The organism is Vibrio sp. ABG19 (genome assembly GCF_029962385.1).
GTDB lineage: Bacteria > Pseudomonadota > Gammaproteobacteria > Enterobacterales > Vibrionaceae > Vibrio > Vibrio ostreae.
Genome location: NZ_CP071708.1, coordinates 2,310,202 through 2,324,997, shown reverse-complemented (window position 1 = coordinate 2,324,997; position 14,796 = coordinate 2,310,202). Strand labels below are relative to the sequence as shown.

Sequence of the window (14,796 nt, the reverse complement as noted above, 5' to 3'; positions counted from 1 at the left end):
TAGCACAGCGAGGTCAGTGCTTTGCGATCCGGCAGGCAGAACCGGATACCGTTCGATACGCCAGAAAAGCAAAACCGGCCTCAAGGCCGGTTTGTCACGATATGCGTTCAGAAACTGGCCTTACACCAACGCCAGTAACTTGTTACCGAGCAGCGGCTGACGCCAGCTCTGCATCAGATCAGGCAATTTGGCCGGATCTTTATCTTCAAACCACACCCAGTTCAAAAGCTGGTTGATCTGTTTTTTAGACGCCAGAAACTCAGCCGCCAGACCTGAGGTTTGTGAAACATTTTTCACTTCATCTTTCAGCTTTTTGAACAGCTGCTTATAGCCCGGATAATCCATCAGCGGCACGATTTTAGCCGGGTACTGATCCGGTGGCGTTTGCTGCGCGGCTTTCACCAGGGTAATGATTTTGCTGCTGTGACGACGAATCACATGCGGGTCAATCCCCTCTTCTTCCATCCGTTTCGGACTGCGCAGCGCCAGACGGGCGATGGTCAGCAAATCGTTTTCACGAATCACAAAGTTGAGCGCCAGGTCGCGTTTAACCGCTTCATTATAACGCCAGGTCGCCAGAGGCTTAAGGACCGCCAGTTCACGCGGTTTAAGTTGCCAGGCTCCCTTGATATCCAGGTAGGCACACTCTGGATCGCTAACCCGGACACGCTTGTCCGACAACAGTTCAGATTCCTGCTGCGCCGCTTCCCACCAGCCGGCTTTCGTCACTCGTTCCAGCAACTGTTCATACATCGGCAGCAGATAGAACACATCCGCTGCTGCGTATTCCAGCTGCTTTTGCGACAGCGGGCGGGCCAGCCAGTCGGTACGCGATTCGCTTTTATCCAGTTCCACGCCTAACAGATCCTGGGCCAGTGCCGCAAAACCGGTCGACAGACCATAGCCCAGAAACGCGGCCATGATTTGGGTGTCAACCATAGGAAACGGCACACAACCGAAGCTGTTTTTAAACACTTCAATGTCTTCACCACAAGCATGCAGTACCTTGAGTACCGAGGTATCCTGCAACAACTCCACAAACGGAGACATCTCGTCCAACGCCTGCGGGTCAATCAGCGACAGGTTCTCGCCATCGAACAACTGAATCAGGCCCAGCTGCGGGTAAAAAGTACGGGTGCGGACAAATTCAGTGTCCAGCATCACCACGTCTGCGTCGCGTGCCAGGCTGCAGACACGTTGAAGATCATTGAGTTGATTGATTATCTGATAATTCACAAATGGCTCGCTTTAAGGCTCCCTGCTGAAATCGCCCTGACTCCATGGGAATAAAAATGCCGACAATTAAAGCCGGCATTGTAACATTAAATGGTGATATGTGCGTTACGCGCTTTTTCTCTGCTCCGCGTGCTGCGCTTCGTTTTCTTCACGCAAAACCCGGCGCAGGATTTTACCGACGTTACTTTTCGGCAGTTCATCGCGAAACTCGACCAGTTTCGGAACTTTATAGCCGGTCAGATGCTGGCGACAGTGAGCGATTACTTCATCTTTGGTCAGGCTGGCATCGCTTTTCACCACGTAAACCTTGACCACTTCACCGGACACTTCGTGCGATTGCCCGATCGCCGCCACTTCCAGCACCTTGCTGTTAAGCGCCACCACATCTTCAATCTCATTCGGATAGACGTTAAAACCGGACACCAAAATCATGTCCTTCTTGCGGTCAACAATGTAAATCATGCCCAGCTCGTCAAAGCGCACGATATCGCCGGTCGACAGCCAGCCGTCCTGATCGATCACCTCTTTGGTCGCTTCCGGACGCTGCCAGTAACCCTGCATCACCTGCGGACCACGCACCTGAAGCTCACCGGTCTGATCAAACGGCAGCACATTGCCCTCTTCATCGACGATACGCGCTTCGGTCGAAGGCACCGGCAGACCAATCGCACCGGAGTAGTCCACCAGATCATACGGGTTACCGGTCACCAGAGGCGAGCACTCAGTCAGGCCATAACCTTCCAGCAAATGGATACCGGTGATCTTTTTCCACTTCTCCGCCACCGCGCGCTGCACCGCCATACCACCGCCGACCGACAATGTCATATTGCTGAAATCGAGCTCGCGGAAATCTTCATTGTTGACCAGCGCATTGAACAGGGTATTCACCCCGGTAATTGCGGTAAACGGATGCTTTTGCAGCTCTTTAATAAAGCCGGGAATATCGCGCGGGTTAGTGATCAGTAAATTCTGCGCGCCCATTTCAATAAACAGCAGGCAGTTCACCGTCAGGGCAAACACGTGATAAAGCGGCAGTGCCGTCACCACCAGCTCACGCCCTTCCCGCAGTACCGGCCCATAGGCACCTTTGGCCTGCAGCACGTTAGCGACCATGTTGCGGTGAGTCAGAATGGCCCCTTTGGCCACCCCCGTGGTGCCGCCGGTGTATTGCAGAAAGGCAATGTCTTCGCCGGACATGAAGGGTTTGACGTATTGCAGACGACGCCCTTTGTGCAGCGCTTTGCGCATCGAGATTGCACCGGGCAGATTGTACTTCGGCACCATGCCTTTGATGTACTTGACCACAAAATCAACCACCGTGCCTTTGGCACGCGGTAGCATCTGACCCAGGCTGGTCAGCACCACATGCTTGACGGCGGTATTGGCGACGATCTGCTCTAGCGTATTGGCAAAGTTGGAAACAATCACGATTGCCCGCACATCAGCATCGTTGAGCTGATGCTCCAGCTCGCGAGGGGTATACAGCGGGTTAACGTTCACGGCAATCATACCCGCTCGCAGGATGCCGAACAGCGCAACCGGATACTGCAACAGGTTAGGCATCATTAGTGCGACGCGGTCGCCCTTTTTCAGCTTGAGTTCGTTCTGCAGGTAAGCCGCAAACGCCCGGCTTCGCTCCTCCAGTTTACGGTAGGTCATCACTGACCCCATGTTAATGAACGCAGGCTGATCAGCATACTGGCGGGCAGATTGCTCGAACATTTCGACCAATGACAGATATTGGTCCGGATTTATGCTTTCCGGTACATCACTTGGATAACGTGAGAGCCAAGGTTTATCCACGGTAAAACTCCTCGTCATAGGCTGGCATTATTATCGTTTATCATTATTAGAATGATGCTATTACAGCACAGCCGGCGAGCTTGAGCACGAAAGTCTCAAACACTTGTTTAAATTTTGTTAACTAAGCCTAAAATTAGTTCTGCGACGAGGCCGGGTTGCTCAAGATGGCAATGGTGACCACCAGAAATAGTAAACATCTCCAAGCGATCATCGGGGTAAATGCGGCGATCCTCTTTTAAATGAGGGTAACCTCGCTTACCCAGAATAACACGCTGTACACAGCGTATCTGCGCCATTATCGTCTCAGCGTGCTCAGGGGACATGCGATACAACGACTCACCTTTCAGTGCGCTGTCGTGGCGCCAGCGCCATTGTCCGTCCACTTGGGCAATGCCTCGTTCCACTACCGGCGTGATTAAGGGCGCGGCAATCTGATTGGCTTCGGCCCGTCGCTCGACTGCCTGCTCAAAGCTGCGATAGCCGCGCTCCGGTTTACGCCGCAGACGCTGGCGGCTGAGCACGCCGCGCCGTAAACGCTCAACACTGAGTTCAGGCGCTTCGGACAAAGGGGCCAGCCCTTCAATCTGAACTAATCCTACCACTTGGTCAGGAAAGGCGGCACTATAGCAACTTGCGATTAATGCACCAAGTGAATGACCGACTAATATCCGTCTGTTTGGCGAAAAATGCGCCAAAAATTGGTATATATCGTCAATATAGTGATGAAATGGATAAAAGTGGTTATCCGCTTTATGGCTGGATAAACCATGACCGGGCAGATCCACGGCACACAGATGCGCGGTTGGCCAGACCTGCTGCAGCTCTGCCATTACTGAGATAAAACTGGCGGCATTGTCCATCCAGCCATGTAAAAAAACGACCGAGAACTCGGCCGTTTGCAGGTCACCGGTTTCCAGCGCAGCAAGCTGACCACCGGCTATCGGATAAGAGGTTGAACGCAGCATTATTTCACTTCTTGAATCGCTCTATTTGATTCCCTGCATCGCTTTATTTGACTTCCTGAATGACACGCCCGTCACGAGGAAAATCATCAAAATGACGACAATAGAAATTGCGACACGGATAATGGTAAGGCCCGATATCGTCAATCACTACCCGCTCAGTCACTTTCCACAGATAATAGCCACTGGCTTTCATCACCGGCAGCATCTGCTCGAATTCACCGACTTTGCCCATTTCCGGCGATGTAGTGGTGCCGACCAGGGTAATCAGACGTCCCTGACCGTAGGTGATCGGATCAAGAAAGCCGTTCACATAGGCGACGAATCGCCCCTGCGGCTCGCTGGTCAGACTCGGACGCCCCACATCATCAATCGGCAGATTAACGATTTCAATCCGGGTTTTATCAGCCAGGTTCGTGACACTGGCAATCACACCACCGAGACGAACTTCGGCCTGACTGGCCGGATCAATCTCACTCCAGCGCGAGTAATCACTGATCACATTGTCGCTGTTTACCGTGAGCTGGGAAGGTAAAGTGGCGCAGGCTGACAACAGCAGAGCTGCCGCCAGTGCGGTAATAACAGACTGAATCTGGAAACGTTTCATAATGAGCCCCTATTCGATCAGACAGGCATATCTCGCCATCAGATATAGATATCGACTCCGAGTAACTGTGCCAGTTCCTCTTTTCTGGAGTGATTCATTATATCCATATACTCTTCGAGCGCCTTTCTCGATCGCCCTTCCGGCAAATCATACTGTACCTGAGCACGCTGGAAATCAGACGCATCCATATGGCGGATAGAGTGAGACACCGCCGTGGCAACTTTGCTGGTCTGGGCGACCTCGGACGCGGCATGGTCAGCCTGCGGCTTCTTCTTCGCTTTGGATGTCCGGTGGCCGCCCGGTATCCTTGCGGGAGGCAGACCGTTAATTGAAACCATACTGTGCGCTCCAGTTAAATGACGTTCACCTTCATTGTGGCCCAGGGGGCTGCATTATGCATTCTGTCCGTTATTCACGACCCGGCAGTTTTTTCCATGCCACAGTATCACGCAGATAGACCGGGCTGGAGTCCTCCACTGCGACGGTGTGACCTTGCTCAAACGCCTGCTTGGCCAGAATCACCATATCCTGCGCCTGCGGATAAAGCACTTCACTGCTCTGAATCGTCAGCGGTAGCGTCGCCAGCTCCTGCGGATAAGCATCCCAACCGGTCCCCACCGTGGCCCAGGTCTGTGCATCGGCGGCGATATTGTCAGCCAGAGCCTGAGGTGGAATCACACACTCTTCATCCACCGTCTGCCAGCTGCCGTCGGCCTGACGCACATAGCGTCCCCAGTACACTTCACTCATACGTGCATCAATCGCACACGCAACATGGGTTGCCCCCTGAGTCCGGTAAGCTCCCTGAGCCATTGCCGCCAGAGTCGACACGCCGATCATCGGCAGGTCGGCACCAAAAGCCAGTCCCTGCGCAATACCGATACCAATCCTAACCCCGGTGAAACTGCCAGGGCCACGACCAAACGCCAGCGCGTCTAACTCTTGCAGTGTTAAACCCGCTTCTTTCAGCACCTCATCGACCATCGGCAGAATCTTTTTGGTGTGATCACGGGGAGCCACTTCACTGCGAGAATACAGTTTATCGCCCACCAGGAGTGCGACCGAACATGCTTCGGTTGCGGTATCGATGGCAAGAATTTTTGCGCTCATGAATATCTCTAAATTATTGCTGTAGTTAATAAATCCAAACAAAGTCGCCCGGGCAGGATACCCCTACTTTCACTGGCCTACTTTGCCTGATGTATATGTTGCAGAAAGTCCTTCACCACTTCCAAGTCCCGGGTCCTCGGGATGGGCGGTAAACTACTGAGGAAGATACCGCCATAATCTCTGGTGACCAAACGGTTATCACAGATGATCAGCGCTCCCTGGTCTTTCTTATCGCGAATCAGTCGTCCGACGCCCTGTTTCAGGGTGATGACCGCCTCGGGTAACTGAACCTGTGCAAACGGATCGCCGCCACGCAGACGACAATCTTCAATTCGTGCTTTAAGCAGCGGATCGTCCGGTGCCGTAAACGGAAGTTTATCGATGATAACACAGCTTAAGGTATCGCCTCTAACATCGATCCCTTCCCAGAAGGCTCCGGTCGCCACCAGCAAAGCATTCCCCAGCTCCATAAATTCCGCCAGGGTCTTTTGCTTACTGGTTTCGCCCTGCATCAGCACTGGCAGAGAGAGCTGTTCGCGAAATCGCTCACCCAGTTCACGCATCATACTGTGTGACGTGCAGAGGAAAAAGCAGCGCCCCTGGTTTTGCTCAATCACAGGTGCCAGCATAGAGACCAGTTTATTCGCAAGACCGGGACTGTTCGGCTCAGGCAGATAGCGCGGCACGCACAATTTGGCCTGCTGCGCATAATCAAACGGGCTGGGCAGAGAAAACTGCGCCGCCGGCTCTAATCCGAGCCGATGGGTAAAGTGGCCAAAATCGTCGTTCACTGCCAATGTCGCCGAGGTGAATATCCACGCGCCCTGCTTCATTTCCATCTGTTCGTGAAACTTATCTGCCACGGTCAGCGGGGTAATATGCAGGCTAAACTGACGCGGTGTGGTGTCGTACCAGTAGGAATAACCGGTAATCGAGACATCACATACCCGCTCAACGCGCCCTTTGATCAGGTTAGCCCGTTCAAAAGCGGTATCGAGCAGTTGACTGCGGCCCAGGGCCAGTTTGAGCACGTCGATGGCAAAATCCAGACTCTCCCGCACCCGCTCTACTTCGCGGGCAATGGACGGCGACTGAATCGCCTCGCGCCAGTTGCCGCGAAAACCGGTATCACCCAGCGCGATGCGCAAATCCATCGCTGACTGCACCAGCTTATCGCCGACTTTTTGTAGCTGGCGCATATCTTTCGCTTCGGTGCGATAACCAATCTCGATGTCTTTGGCCAGCTCCTGAATCTGACGGCTGGATACCGACTGACCAAAATATTGGCTGGCGATATCAGGCAGCTGATGTGCTTCATCAAAGATAAACACGTCCGCTTCCGGGATAAGCTCCCCAAAGCCGGTTTCTTTTATCGCCAGGTCTGCCAGAAACAAGTGATGGTTCACCACCACCACATCGGCATCCAGAGCTTTGCGGCGGGCTTTGGAGACAAAGCAGTCCTGATAGCTGGCACACTCTTTACCCAGGCAGTTATCGTTGGTAGAGGTGATGGTCGGAATGATCATGCTGTCTTCCGGCAGCTCATCACAGTCACCCAGGTCACCGGTTTTGGTCTCCGACGCCCAACTACGCACTTTGACTAACTGGGTCAGCAATGTCGGGTCCGTCTGATTGGTGTGACTTTCCACCATCTGGCGACTAAGCCGGTCGAGACAAAGATAGTTCGCCCGACCTTTCAGCAAAGCAACACTGCCGTGAAAACCGAGCGCACCGACCATTAAAGGCAGATCGCGGTGAAATAACTGCTCCTGCAGATTTTTCGATCCGGTGCTAATGATCACCTTCTTGCCACTCAGCAGAGCTGGCACCAGATAGGCGAAGGTCTTACCGGTTCCCGTCCCCGCCTCAACCACCAGCTGCGAGTCGTCTGCAATGGCTTTAGCCACTGCTTCAGCCATATCGAGTTGCGCCTGACGAGCCTGAAAGCCGGGAATGGCTTTACCCAGAGCGCCCTGCTGAGAAAAGGTTTTTGCAATCATCCTGCGAGCTGTCGAAAGAGAGAATGCGGCGATTATGGCAGTTTTCCCCCCCGGGTGCGAATCCGATTCTATCGGCGTGATCTTAGCGGGTTACATCACCGAACCAGAAATAATGTGACCAAGCGCCCAGATAGTGGTTGAAACCATACGGAGAATCGATTAATTATAAAGACTGCTTGGGCAGCCTTACCGTTCCGGCTTGCCTACCCTGTAATACCTCTGACCTCATTGAAGTCGTGCTCGGACCACCAGCCGGTGAACCGACTGCCGCAGACCACTTCACCTCAGAAAGGTGTACATAACCAAAAAAGAAAATGCACGGAAGTTGTCATTAATGGAAAAGAAAACGCTGCTTACGCATTGTACCGATGCGCCGGGTCTGATCTCGAAGATCACCAATATTTGTTACAAACATCAACTCAACATCATCCACAACAGCGAATACGTGGATAACACCAGCGGCCACTTTTTCATGCGCACCGAGCTTGAGGGCTACTTTAACGATGAAACCCTGCTCGCCGACCTGGACAACGCACTGCCACAAGGTGCCAAACGCAAACTGATCAGCTCAACCCGCAAACGTGTGGTGATTCTGGTCACCAAAGAGTCGCACTGTCTGGGCGACATTCTGATGAAAAATTTCGATGGCAGCCTCAATGTCGATATCGCTGCAGTTATCGGTAACTATGATGTGCTGCAGGGACTGACGGAGAAGTTTGATATCCCGTATCACTGCGTGTCACATGAAGGCCTCAATCGTCAGGAACACGAGCAGAAGATGCTGGAAGTGATCAACCAGTACGATCCGGACTTCGTGGTGCTAGCCAAATACATGCGTGTGCTGACTCCTGCTTTTGTTGAGCAGTACCACCACAAGATCATCAACATTCACCACAGCTTCCTGCCAGCCTTTATCGGCGCACGCCCCTATCAACAGGCTTACGAGCGCGGTGTGAAGATCATTGGTGCCACAGCGCACTTTGTCACCAACGATCTCGATGAAGGTCCAATCATCAAGCAGGATGTGATTCCAATCGACCACACCTTCAGCGCAAAAGACATGGCGCAGGCAGGACGTGACGTTGAGAAGAGCGTGCTGAGTAAAGCGCTGAGCAAAGTGGTTAACGACCACGTCTTCGTGTACGGCAACAAAACCGTTATTCTATAACGCCAGTGACCGAATCCGAACCAACAGAGGGCGCCAAAAGGCGCCCTCATCAGTAATGGATACAGACAACGCCTGTCAAAGCGTCAGCGCTAGCGTGACTCCCTGACGGATGGCGCGCACAGCATCCAGCTCACCGGCCACATCCGCTCCACCGATAACATGCAGCTTATCGCCCAGCTGTTGCCACTTGTCCTCAAACGGACGTACCGACTCCTGACCGGCACAAATTACCACTTTGTCCACTTCCAGCAGCTGCGGATTACCATTTAACGAAATATGCAGTCCCTGGTTATCGATACTTTCATAACTGACTCCGCCTATCAGATGCACGCCGCGTTTTTCCAGAGTGCGTTTATGGATCCAGCCTGTAGTTTTACCCGGCCCTTTGCCAACCCGGCCTTTGCGCCGCTGCAGCAGCCACACTTGTTTATCACTCAGCATCTCCGGATACGGGTACAACCCGCCCGGATAGGCAATGTCGGTATCAATGCCCCATTCGTGCAGCCAGTCGTCGAGTTTATAAGCTGCAGGCTCAGTAATCATGGTTGCTACATCCACCCCAATACCACCAGCGCCGACAATGGCGACCTTGTCTCCGACCGGAGTTTTGTCACGGATTAGGGTCTGGTAATCCACTACCTTATCCGGATTATCAATGCCTTCAATCGTCACTTTACGCGGCGTAACCCCGGACGCCATCACGACCTCATCGTATTCATCCAACATCGAATAAGTCACTTCGGTATCGAGGTGCAAACGCACGCCGGTCTGTTCAATCCGGTTAGCAAAATAGCGAATGGTCTCCCGGAACTCTTCTTTACCCGGGATCTGCATGGCGAGGCGAAACTGACCTCCTATCCGGTCATTGCGCTCAAACAAATCCACCTGATGGCCACGTTCCGCCAGCATGGTCGCGCTGGCAAGTCCGGCGGGCCCTGCGCCGATCACGGCGATGTTTTTCTTCACAGCCGCCGGAGTGACCGTCAGCTCGGTCTCATAGCAGGCCTGCGGATTGACCATGCAACTGGCGCGCTTAGCCTGGAAAACATTATCCAGACACGCCTGATTACACCCGATACAGGTGTTAATCAGATTAGCCTGACCTTGCTCTGCTTTCGCGACAAAATAGGGATCGGCCAAGAATGGACGAGCCATCGAGACCATATCGGCCTGCCCGCTGGCAAGAATCTGCTCGGCCTGACCCGGGGTATTAATGCGGTTACAGGTAATCACCGGCACCTTAAGATGCGGTTTGATTTTTTCGGTCACCCAACTGAAGGCAGCACGTGGCACCTGAGTTGCAATGGTAGGAATGCGTGCTTCATGCCAGCCGATACCGGTATTAATCAGGGTGACACCAGCCTCCTCAAGCGCTTTGGCCAGTTGAACGACTTCTTCAAAGGTGCTGCCTTCTTCTACCAAATCAAGCATCGAGAGGCGGAAAATAATAATAAACTCTTCACCGACTGTCGCACGAATGGCCCGTACAACTTCAAGCGGGAAGCGAATTCGGTTCTCATAACTGCCGCCCCAGGCGTCATAACGCACGTTGGTACGTTTACAAATAAACTGGTTGAGCAGATACCCTTCCGATCCCATCACCTCGACCCCGTCATAACCCGCTTGCCGGGCCAGCAGCGCACTGTTGGCAAAGTCATCGATGGTGGACCAGATCTGGCGCTCGCTCATTTCTCCCGGCGCAAAACGGGCAATCGGCGCTTTGATAGCGGAGGCGCTGAGAGAAAATGGATGCATCGCATAACGGCCGGCATGCAAAAGCTGCAGGGCAATTTTTCCGCCGTGATGGTGCACCGCTTCGGTCACCACCTGATGCGCTTTTGCATGTTTGCCACTACTGAACTGAGCACTGAAAGGGTGCAGACGACCACGCAAGTTCGGAGAGAATCCGCCGGTCACAATCAGTCCGACGCCACCTTTGGCGCGTTCGGCGTAAAAAGCAGCGAGCTTTTGCAGACCTTCCTTGTGCTCTTCAAGGCCAGTGTGCATTGAGCCCATCAGGACCCGGTTGCGCAACTGAGTAAATCCAAGATCTAAAGGCTGAAGCAGATTTGGGTACATGGCAGCGTCACTTTTATCGTTATCTTTAATGGTCTGACCAGAATATGCAGTCATTTACCAAAAATCAAACAGGCGTTTACATTTCTGTAACCACGATCAATCTTGCGGTTGTTTGAGTATAATGAATAACGTAGGATGACGAGGATACCCAAGTGACTGGTCTTAAAGGCGAACCAAGCCGTCTCTCCTTTGCTGAGATCAATTCTGTGTGAGACTGCCCCTCCGGCGGGGCTGGACGTTACACTGTGCGCCATAATGCTGTGGATGCGCACTGCCGCTTAACCGCTTGTTCACTTTAAGCGGTAGTTCACTTGGTTGTCTTATCCCGGAATTACCCGCGTATCATCCTCAGCAAGCCATTTACTTGTTGCGTTGGAGACAAGATGAAACAAACATTTCGATTTATAGGCCTGATTTTCAAAGGTATTTGGAAATTAATCACCTTTGTCAGACTGGCTCTGACCAATCTGCTTTTTCTCCTCAGCCTGGCAGTTATCTATTTCATTTACATTCATGCTGATTCACCAGCGCCGACCGTCAGACAAGCCTCGGCTTTGGTTCTGAACCTGTCCGGCCCCGTCGTTGAGCAGAGTACTTACATCAATCCACTCGACTCGTTTGCCGGTTCTGTGCTGGGTGATGATCTGCCGAAAGAGAACGTCTTGTTTGACATCGTCGATACCCTGCGTCAGGCCAAAGATGACAGTCACATCAGCGGGCTGGTACTGGCGCTGCGCGACCTGCCGGAAACCAATCTGACCAAGTTGCGTTATATCGCCAAAGCGATCAACGAATTCAAAGCATCCGGTAAGCCGGTGTACGCGGTTGGCGATATGTACAACCAGAGCCAGTACTACCTGGCGAGCTATGCCGACAAAGTGTTCCTGGCTCCCGACGGCGCCGTGATGCTGCGTGGCTACAGCGCCTACAACATGTACTACAAGACTCTGCTGGAAAATCTCGACGTTAACACTCACGTTTTCCGTGTCGGCACCTATAAATCCGCTATCGAGCCTTTTATTCGTGACGACATGTCCGATGCCGCGCGAGAATCAGCGTCACGCTGGCTAAGCCAGTTATGGGGAGCCTATGTAGACGATGTGGCGACCAATCGCCAGATTGATGCGAAGACCCTGACCCCGAGCATGGATGAATTTCTGGTGCTGCTAAAACAGTCCTCCGGTAATCTGGCCGATCTGTCACTAAAAGCCGGCCTGGTCGACGAACTGGCCACGCGCCAGCAAGTGCGCGCACAACTGGTCGATGCCTTCGGCAGTGACGGTGAGGACAGCTACAATGCGGTCAGCTACTACGAGTACCGTTCATCAGTCAAACCTAAATTTGACATGAATGCGGACGATATCGCAGTGGTCGTGGCCAGCGGCACCATTATGGATGGTGATCAGCCACGCGGCACAGTCGGCGGCGATACTCTGGCCTCACTACTGCGAGAAGCACGTATCGATGACAAAGTGAAAGCCGTCGTGCTGCGTGTCGACAGCCCGGGCGGCAGTGCATTTGCTTCGGAAGTGATTCGTAACGAAATCGATGCCATTAAAGCAGCCGGCAAGCCTGTGGTCATTTCGATGTCGAGCCTGGCCGCTTCCGGCGGTTACTGGATCTCCATGGGCGGTGACCAGATTGTGGCTCAGCCAACCACGCTCACAGGTTCGATTGGTATTTTCAGTGTCATCACGACCTTTGAGAAAGGGCTCAACAAGCTTGGCATCTACACGGATGGTGCGGGCACCTCGCCATTCTCCGGCGTCGGCATCACGACGGGTCTCAATGACGGCATTAAACAAGCACTGCAAATGGGCATTGAAAACGGCTACCAACGCTTTATTTCTCTGGTGGCAGAGAACCGTGACATGTCAGTGGATGCTGTTGATAAAGTTGCTCAGGGCCGGGTTTGGACTGCTCAGGACGCACAAAAATATGGCCTGGTCGATAAACTGGGTGATTTTGATGACGCAGTAAAACTGGCAGCGCAACTGGCTAATCTCGACAACTACAACCTGTATTGGGTCGAAGAACCGCTCAGCCCGGCGCAGCAGTTTGTGCAGGACCTGTTTGCTCAGGTGCGGACCAGCCTGGGAATGGATTTCGCCACTATGTTACCAGAAGCGCTGCAACCGGCAGCGAAGCAGCTAACTGCCGATGCCAGTCTGATGAGCAGTTTCAATGACCCGAAAGGTTATTACGCGTTCTGCCTACCCTGCCAGGTACAGTAGTAACAATTGACGAAAAATAACATCAGATACCGTACGTAACACTGATCTTACCACTCGTTACACTGGGGGTGCTTTGTTAGAAGCGCCCCTTTTTATTGGCTAAGATTTCGCTATAATCCGCGCTCTGTTCCCTACAATAAGTGGTTTCCCCCATGACAAGAAAACATATCTATATCGCTTACACCGGCGGTACAATCGGTATGAAGAAATCCGACCATGGCTACGTTCCTGTTGCTGGTTTTATGGAAAAGCAGCTGGCTGCCATGCCGGAATTCCATCGTCCGGAAATGCCGGAATTCACCGTGCATGAATACGATCCGCTGATCGACTCGTCAGATATGACCCCGCAGGACTGGCAGAAAATTGCCGATGACATCCGTGAAAACTACGAAAAATATGATGGCTTCGTGATCCTGCATGGTACTGACACCATGGCCTATACCGCCTCGGCACTGTCATTTATGCTGGAAAATCTGGGTAAACCTGTCATCGTCACAGGCTCACAAATCCCGCTGGCAGAACTACGCTCAGACGGTCAGGCCAACCTGCTCAATGCACTGCACATCGCGGCCAACTACCCGATCAACGAAGTGACCCTGTTTTTCAACAACCAGTTGATGCGCGGTAACCGCAGTACCAAATCCCATGCTGACGGTTTCAACGCCTTCACATCACCGAACCTGCCGCCTCTGCTGGAAGCCGGTATCAATATTCAGGTCAGCAACAACGTCAAACTGGACGTCAAACCTGAAGGTGCATTCCGCGTGCAGAACATTACGCCACAGCCAGTCGGTGTGATTACCATGTACCCGGGTATCTCCCATGAAGTGATTCGTAACACTCTGCTGCAGCCGGTTAATGCGATGATCCTGCTGACCTTTGGTGTCGGTAACGCACCGCAGAACAAAGCACTGCTGGCTCAGTTGCATGATGCGTCTGAACGCGGCGTGATCGTGGTGAACCTGACTCAGTGTCTGGCCGGTAAAGTCAATATGGGCGGCTACGCCACCGGTTGTGCTCTGGCCGATGCGGGAGTCATCAGCGGTTTTGATATGACGCCGGAAGCGGCGCTGGCGAAACTGCACTACCTGCTCAGCCAGAATCTTTCTTACGAGGAAGTGAAAAACCAGATGCAGCAGGTGCTGCGCGGTGAGATGAGCTTGTAATTCGAACGACGGTGTTCCAAGCCAGGCCCTAGATCCTAGGGCCTAAACCCTACTACTCTTGGTTGGGATTAACCCGAACGATATCTTCCTGCCCCTGTTGAAAACGCTTTTTCAACTCTGCCTTTGACTTAAACATCATCTCGCCACCGGCACTGATACTCATGTGATCCGCATCTTTATTGTGCTTAGATTGATACAACATCACAGCTTGCATACAGTAATCTCGCTGCTCCGGAGAAAGTAGTGTACCCTCAGGCCACTTACCCGTTTCCACGGCGAATACCAGGCGTTCATACGCTTCGGGAGTGATGGCATCGATTAATTGATTAGCATCCATGATGATTTCCTACTTACTACTGTGTGATAAATTACGTGCTTGGGTCACAGTAACGACCTGGCGTATTCAGTCAAGATTAGCTAAATAAATAAGT

At 52.7% G+C, this 14,796-nt stretch carries 12 protein-coding genes; 3 read left to right on the top strand and 9 right to left on the bottom strand.

Annotated elements, in window-relative coordinates; genetic code table 11:
• Nucleotides 1-120: 120 nt before the first annotated feature.
• From rnd to J0X00_RS16920, 7 genes are all read right to left on the bottom strand, one after another.
• Nucleotides 121-1,236 carry a ribonuclease D gene (gene rnd, locus J0X00_RS16950; RefSeq protein ID WP_136484291.1) on the bottom strand — a complete coding sequence of 372 codons (1,116 nt, stop codon included), beginning with the start codon at nt 1,234-1,236 and terminating at the stop codon, nt 121-123.
• A 105-nt stretch (nt 1,237-1,341) separates the two neighbouring features.
• On the bottom strand, nt 1,342-3,039 hold the full coding sequence (gene fadD, locus J0X00_RS16945) for a long-chain-fatty-acid--CoA ligase FadD (RefSeq protein WP_136484292.1): 1,698 nt from the start codon (nt 3,037-3,039) through the stop codon (nt 1,342-1,344).
• A gap of 107 nt (nt 3,040-3,146) precedes the next feature.
• Nucleotides 3,147-4,004 (bottom strand): alpha/beta hydrolase, encoded by an 858-nt coding sequence (locus J0X00_RS16940; RefSeq protein ID WP_282477278.1) that lies wholly within the window; start codon nt 4,002-4,004, stop codon nt 3,147-3,149.
• A 43-nt stretch (nt 4,005-4,047) separates the two neighbouring features.
• The gene (locus tag J0X00_RS16935; RefSeq protein WP_282477277.1) at nt 4,048-4,608 is read right to left on the bottom strand and encodes a Slp family lipoprotein; all 561 of its coding nucleotides are present in this window, start codon (nt 4,606-4,608) and stop codon (nt 4,048-4,050) included.
• A gap of 38 nt (nt 4,609-4,646) precedes the next feature.
• Nucleotides 4,647-4,946 carry a chromosome partitioning protein ParA gene (locus J0X00_RS16930; protein ID WP_136484295.1) on the bottom strand — a complete coding sequence of 100 codons (300 nt, stop codon included), beginning with the start codon at nt 4,944-4,946 and terminating at the stop codon, nt 4,647-4,649.
• Between the two features lie 70 nt (nt 4,947-5,016).
• Nucleotides 5,017-5,718, bottom strand: a complete 702-nt coding sequence (gene tsaB, locus J0X00_RS16925) for a tRNA (adenosine(37)-N6)-threonylcarbamoyltransferase complex dimerization subunit type 1 TsaB (protein WP_136484296.1) — start codon at nt 5,716-5,718, stop codon at nt 5,017-5,019.
• Between the two features lie 77 nt (nt 5,719-5,795).
• Nucleotides 5,796-7,718, bottom strand: a complete 1,923-nt coding sequence (locus J0X00_RS16920; RefSeq protein ID WP_282477276.1) for an ATP-dependent DNA helicase — start codon at nt 7,716-7,718, stop codon at nt 5,796-5,798.
• Between the two features lie 334 nt (nt 7,719-8,052).
• On the opposite strand from J0X00_RS16920, the gene purU reads away from it, so the two are divergent.
• A complete protein-coding gene (gene purU / locus J0X00_RS16915; RefSeq protein WP_218563328.1) occupies nt 8,053-8,886 on the top strand; it encodes a formyltetrahydrofolate deformylase in 834 nt (277 codons plus the stop codon).
• Nucleotides 8,887-8,961: 75 nt separating this feature from the next.
• Here the strand turns inward: purU and J0X00_RS16910 are convergent, their stop codons facing one another.
• Entirely contained in the window at nt 8,962-10,965 is a 2,004-nt protein-coding gene (locus tag J0X00_RS16910; protein ID WP_282478314.1) for an NADPH-dependent 2,4-dienoyl-CoA reductase, read from the bottom strand.
• A gap of 383 nt (nt 10,966-11,348) precedes the next feature.
• Here J0X00_RS16910 and sppA point away from each other — a divergent pair, with 383 nt between their 5' ends.
• Both sppA and ansA read left to right on the top strand, forming a co-directional pair.
• Nucleotides 11,349-13,199 (top strand): signal peptide peptidase SppA, encoded by a 1,851-nt coding sequence (sppA, locus tag J0X00_RS16905; RefSeq protein ID WP_282477275.1) that lies wholly within the window; start codon nt 11,349-11,351, stop codon nt 13,197-13,199.
• A gap of 152 nt (nt 13,200-13,351) precedes the next feature.
• The gene (gene ansA, locus J0X00_RS16900) at nt 13,352-14,365 is read left to right on the top strand and encodes an asparaginase (protein WP_282477274.1); all 1,014 of its coding nucleotides are present in this window, start codon (nt 13,352-13,354) and stop codon (nt 14,363-14,365) included.
• 52 nt (nt 14,366-14,417) lie between these two features.
• Here the strand turns inward: ansA and J0X00_RS16895 are convergent, their stop codons facing one another.
• Nucleotides 14,418-14,702: a DUF1315 family protein gene (locus J0X00_RS16895; protein ID WP_136484301.1), complete on the bottom strand. Its 285-nt coding sequence runs from the start codon at nt 14,700-14,702 to the stop codon at nt 14,418-14,420.
• Nucleotides 14,703-14,796: the final 94 nt, after the last annotated feature.

Coding starts and splice junctions, on each gene's coding strand:
- J0X00_RS16940 (WP_282477278.1), bottom strand. CDS start 4,004: ATGCTGCGTTCAACCTCTTATCCGATAGCCGGTGGTCAGCTTGCTGCG.
- J0X00_RS16935 (WP_282477277.1), bottom strand. CDS start 4,608: ATGAAACGTTTCCAGATTCAGTCTGTTATTACCGCACTGGCGGCAGCT.
- J0X00_RS16930 (WP_136484295.1), bottom strand. CDS start 4,946: ATGGTTTCAATTAACGGTCTGCCTCCCGCAAGGATACCGGGCGGCCAC.
- tsaB (WP_136484296.1), bottom strand. CDS start 5,718: ATGAGCGCAAAAATTCTTGCCATCGATACCGCAACCGAAGCATGTTCG.
- J0X00_RS16920 (WP_282477276.1), bottom strand. CDS start 7,718: ATGATTGCAAAAACCTTTTCTCAGCAGGGCGCTCTGGGTAAAGCCATT.
- purU (WP_218563328.1), top strand. CDS start 8,053: ATGGAAAAGAAAACGCTGCTTACGCATTGTACCGATGCGCCGGGTCTG.
- J0X00_RS16910 (WP_282478314.1), bottom strand. CDS start 10,965: ATGTACCCAAATCTGCTTCAGCCTTTAGATCTTGGATTTACTCAGTTG.
- sppA (WP_282477275.1), top strand. CDS start 11,349: ATGAAACAAACATTTCGATTTATAGGCCTGATTTTCAAAGGTATTTGG.
- ansA (WP_282477274.1), top strand. CDS start 13,352: ATGACAAGAAAACATATCTATATCGCTTACACCGGCGGTACAATCGGT.
- J0X00_RS16895 (WP_136484301.1), bottom strand. CDS start 14,702: ATGGATGCTAATCAATTAATCGATGCCATCACTCCCGAAGCGTATGAA.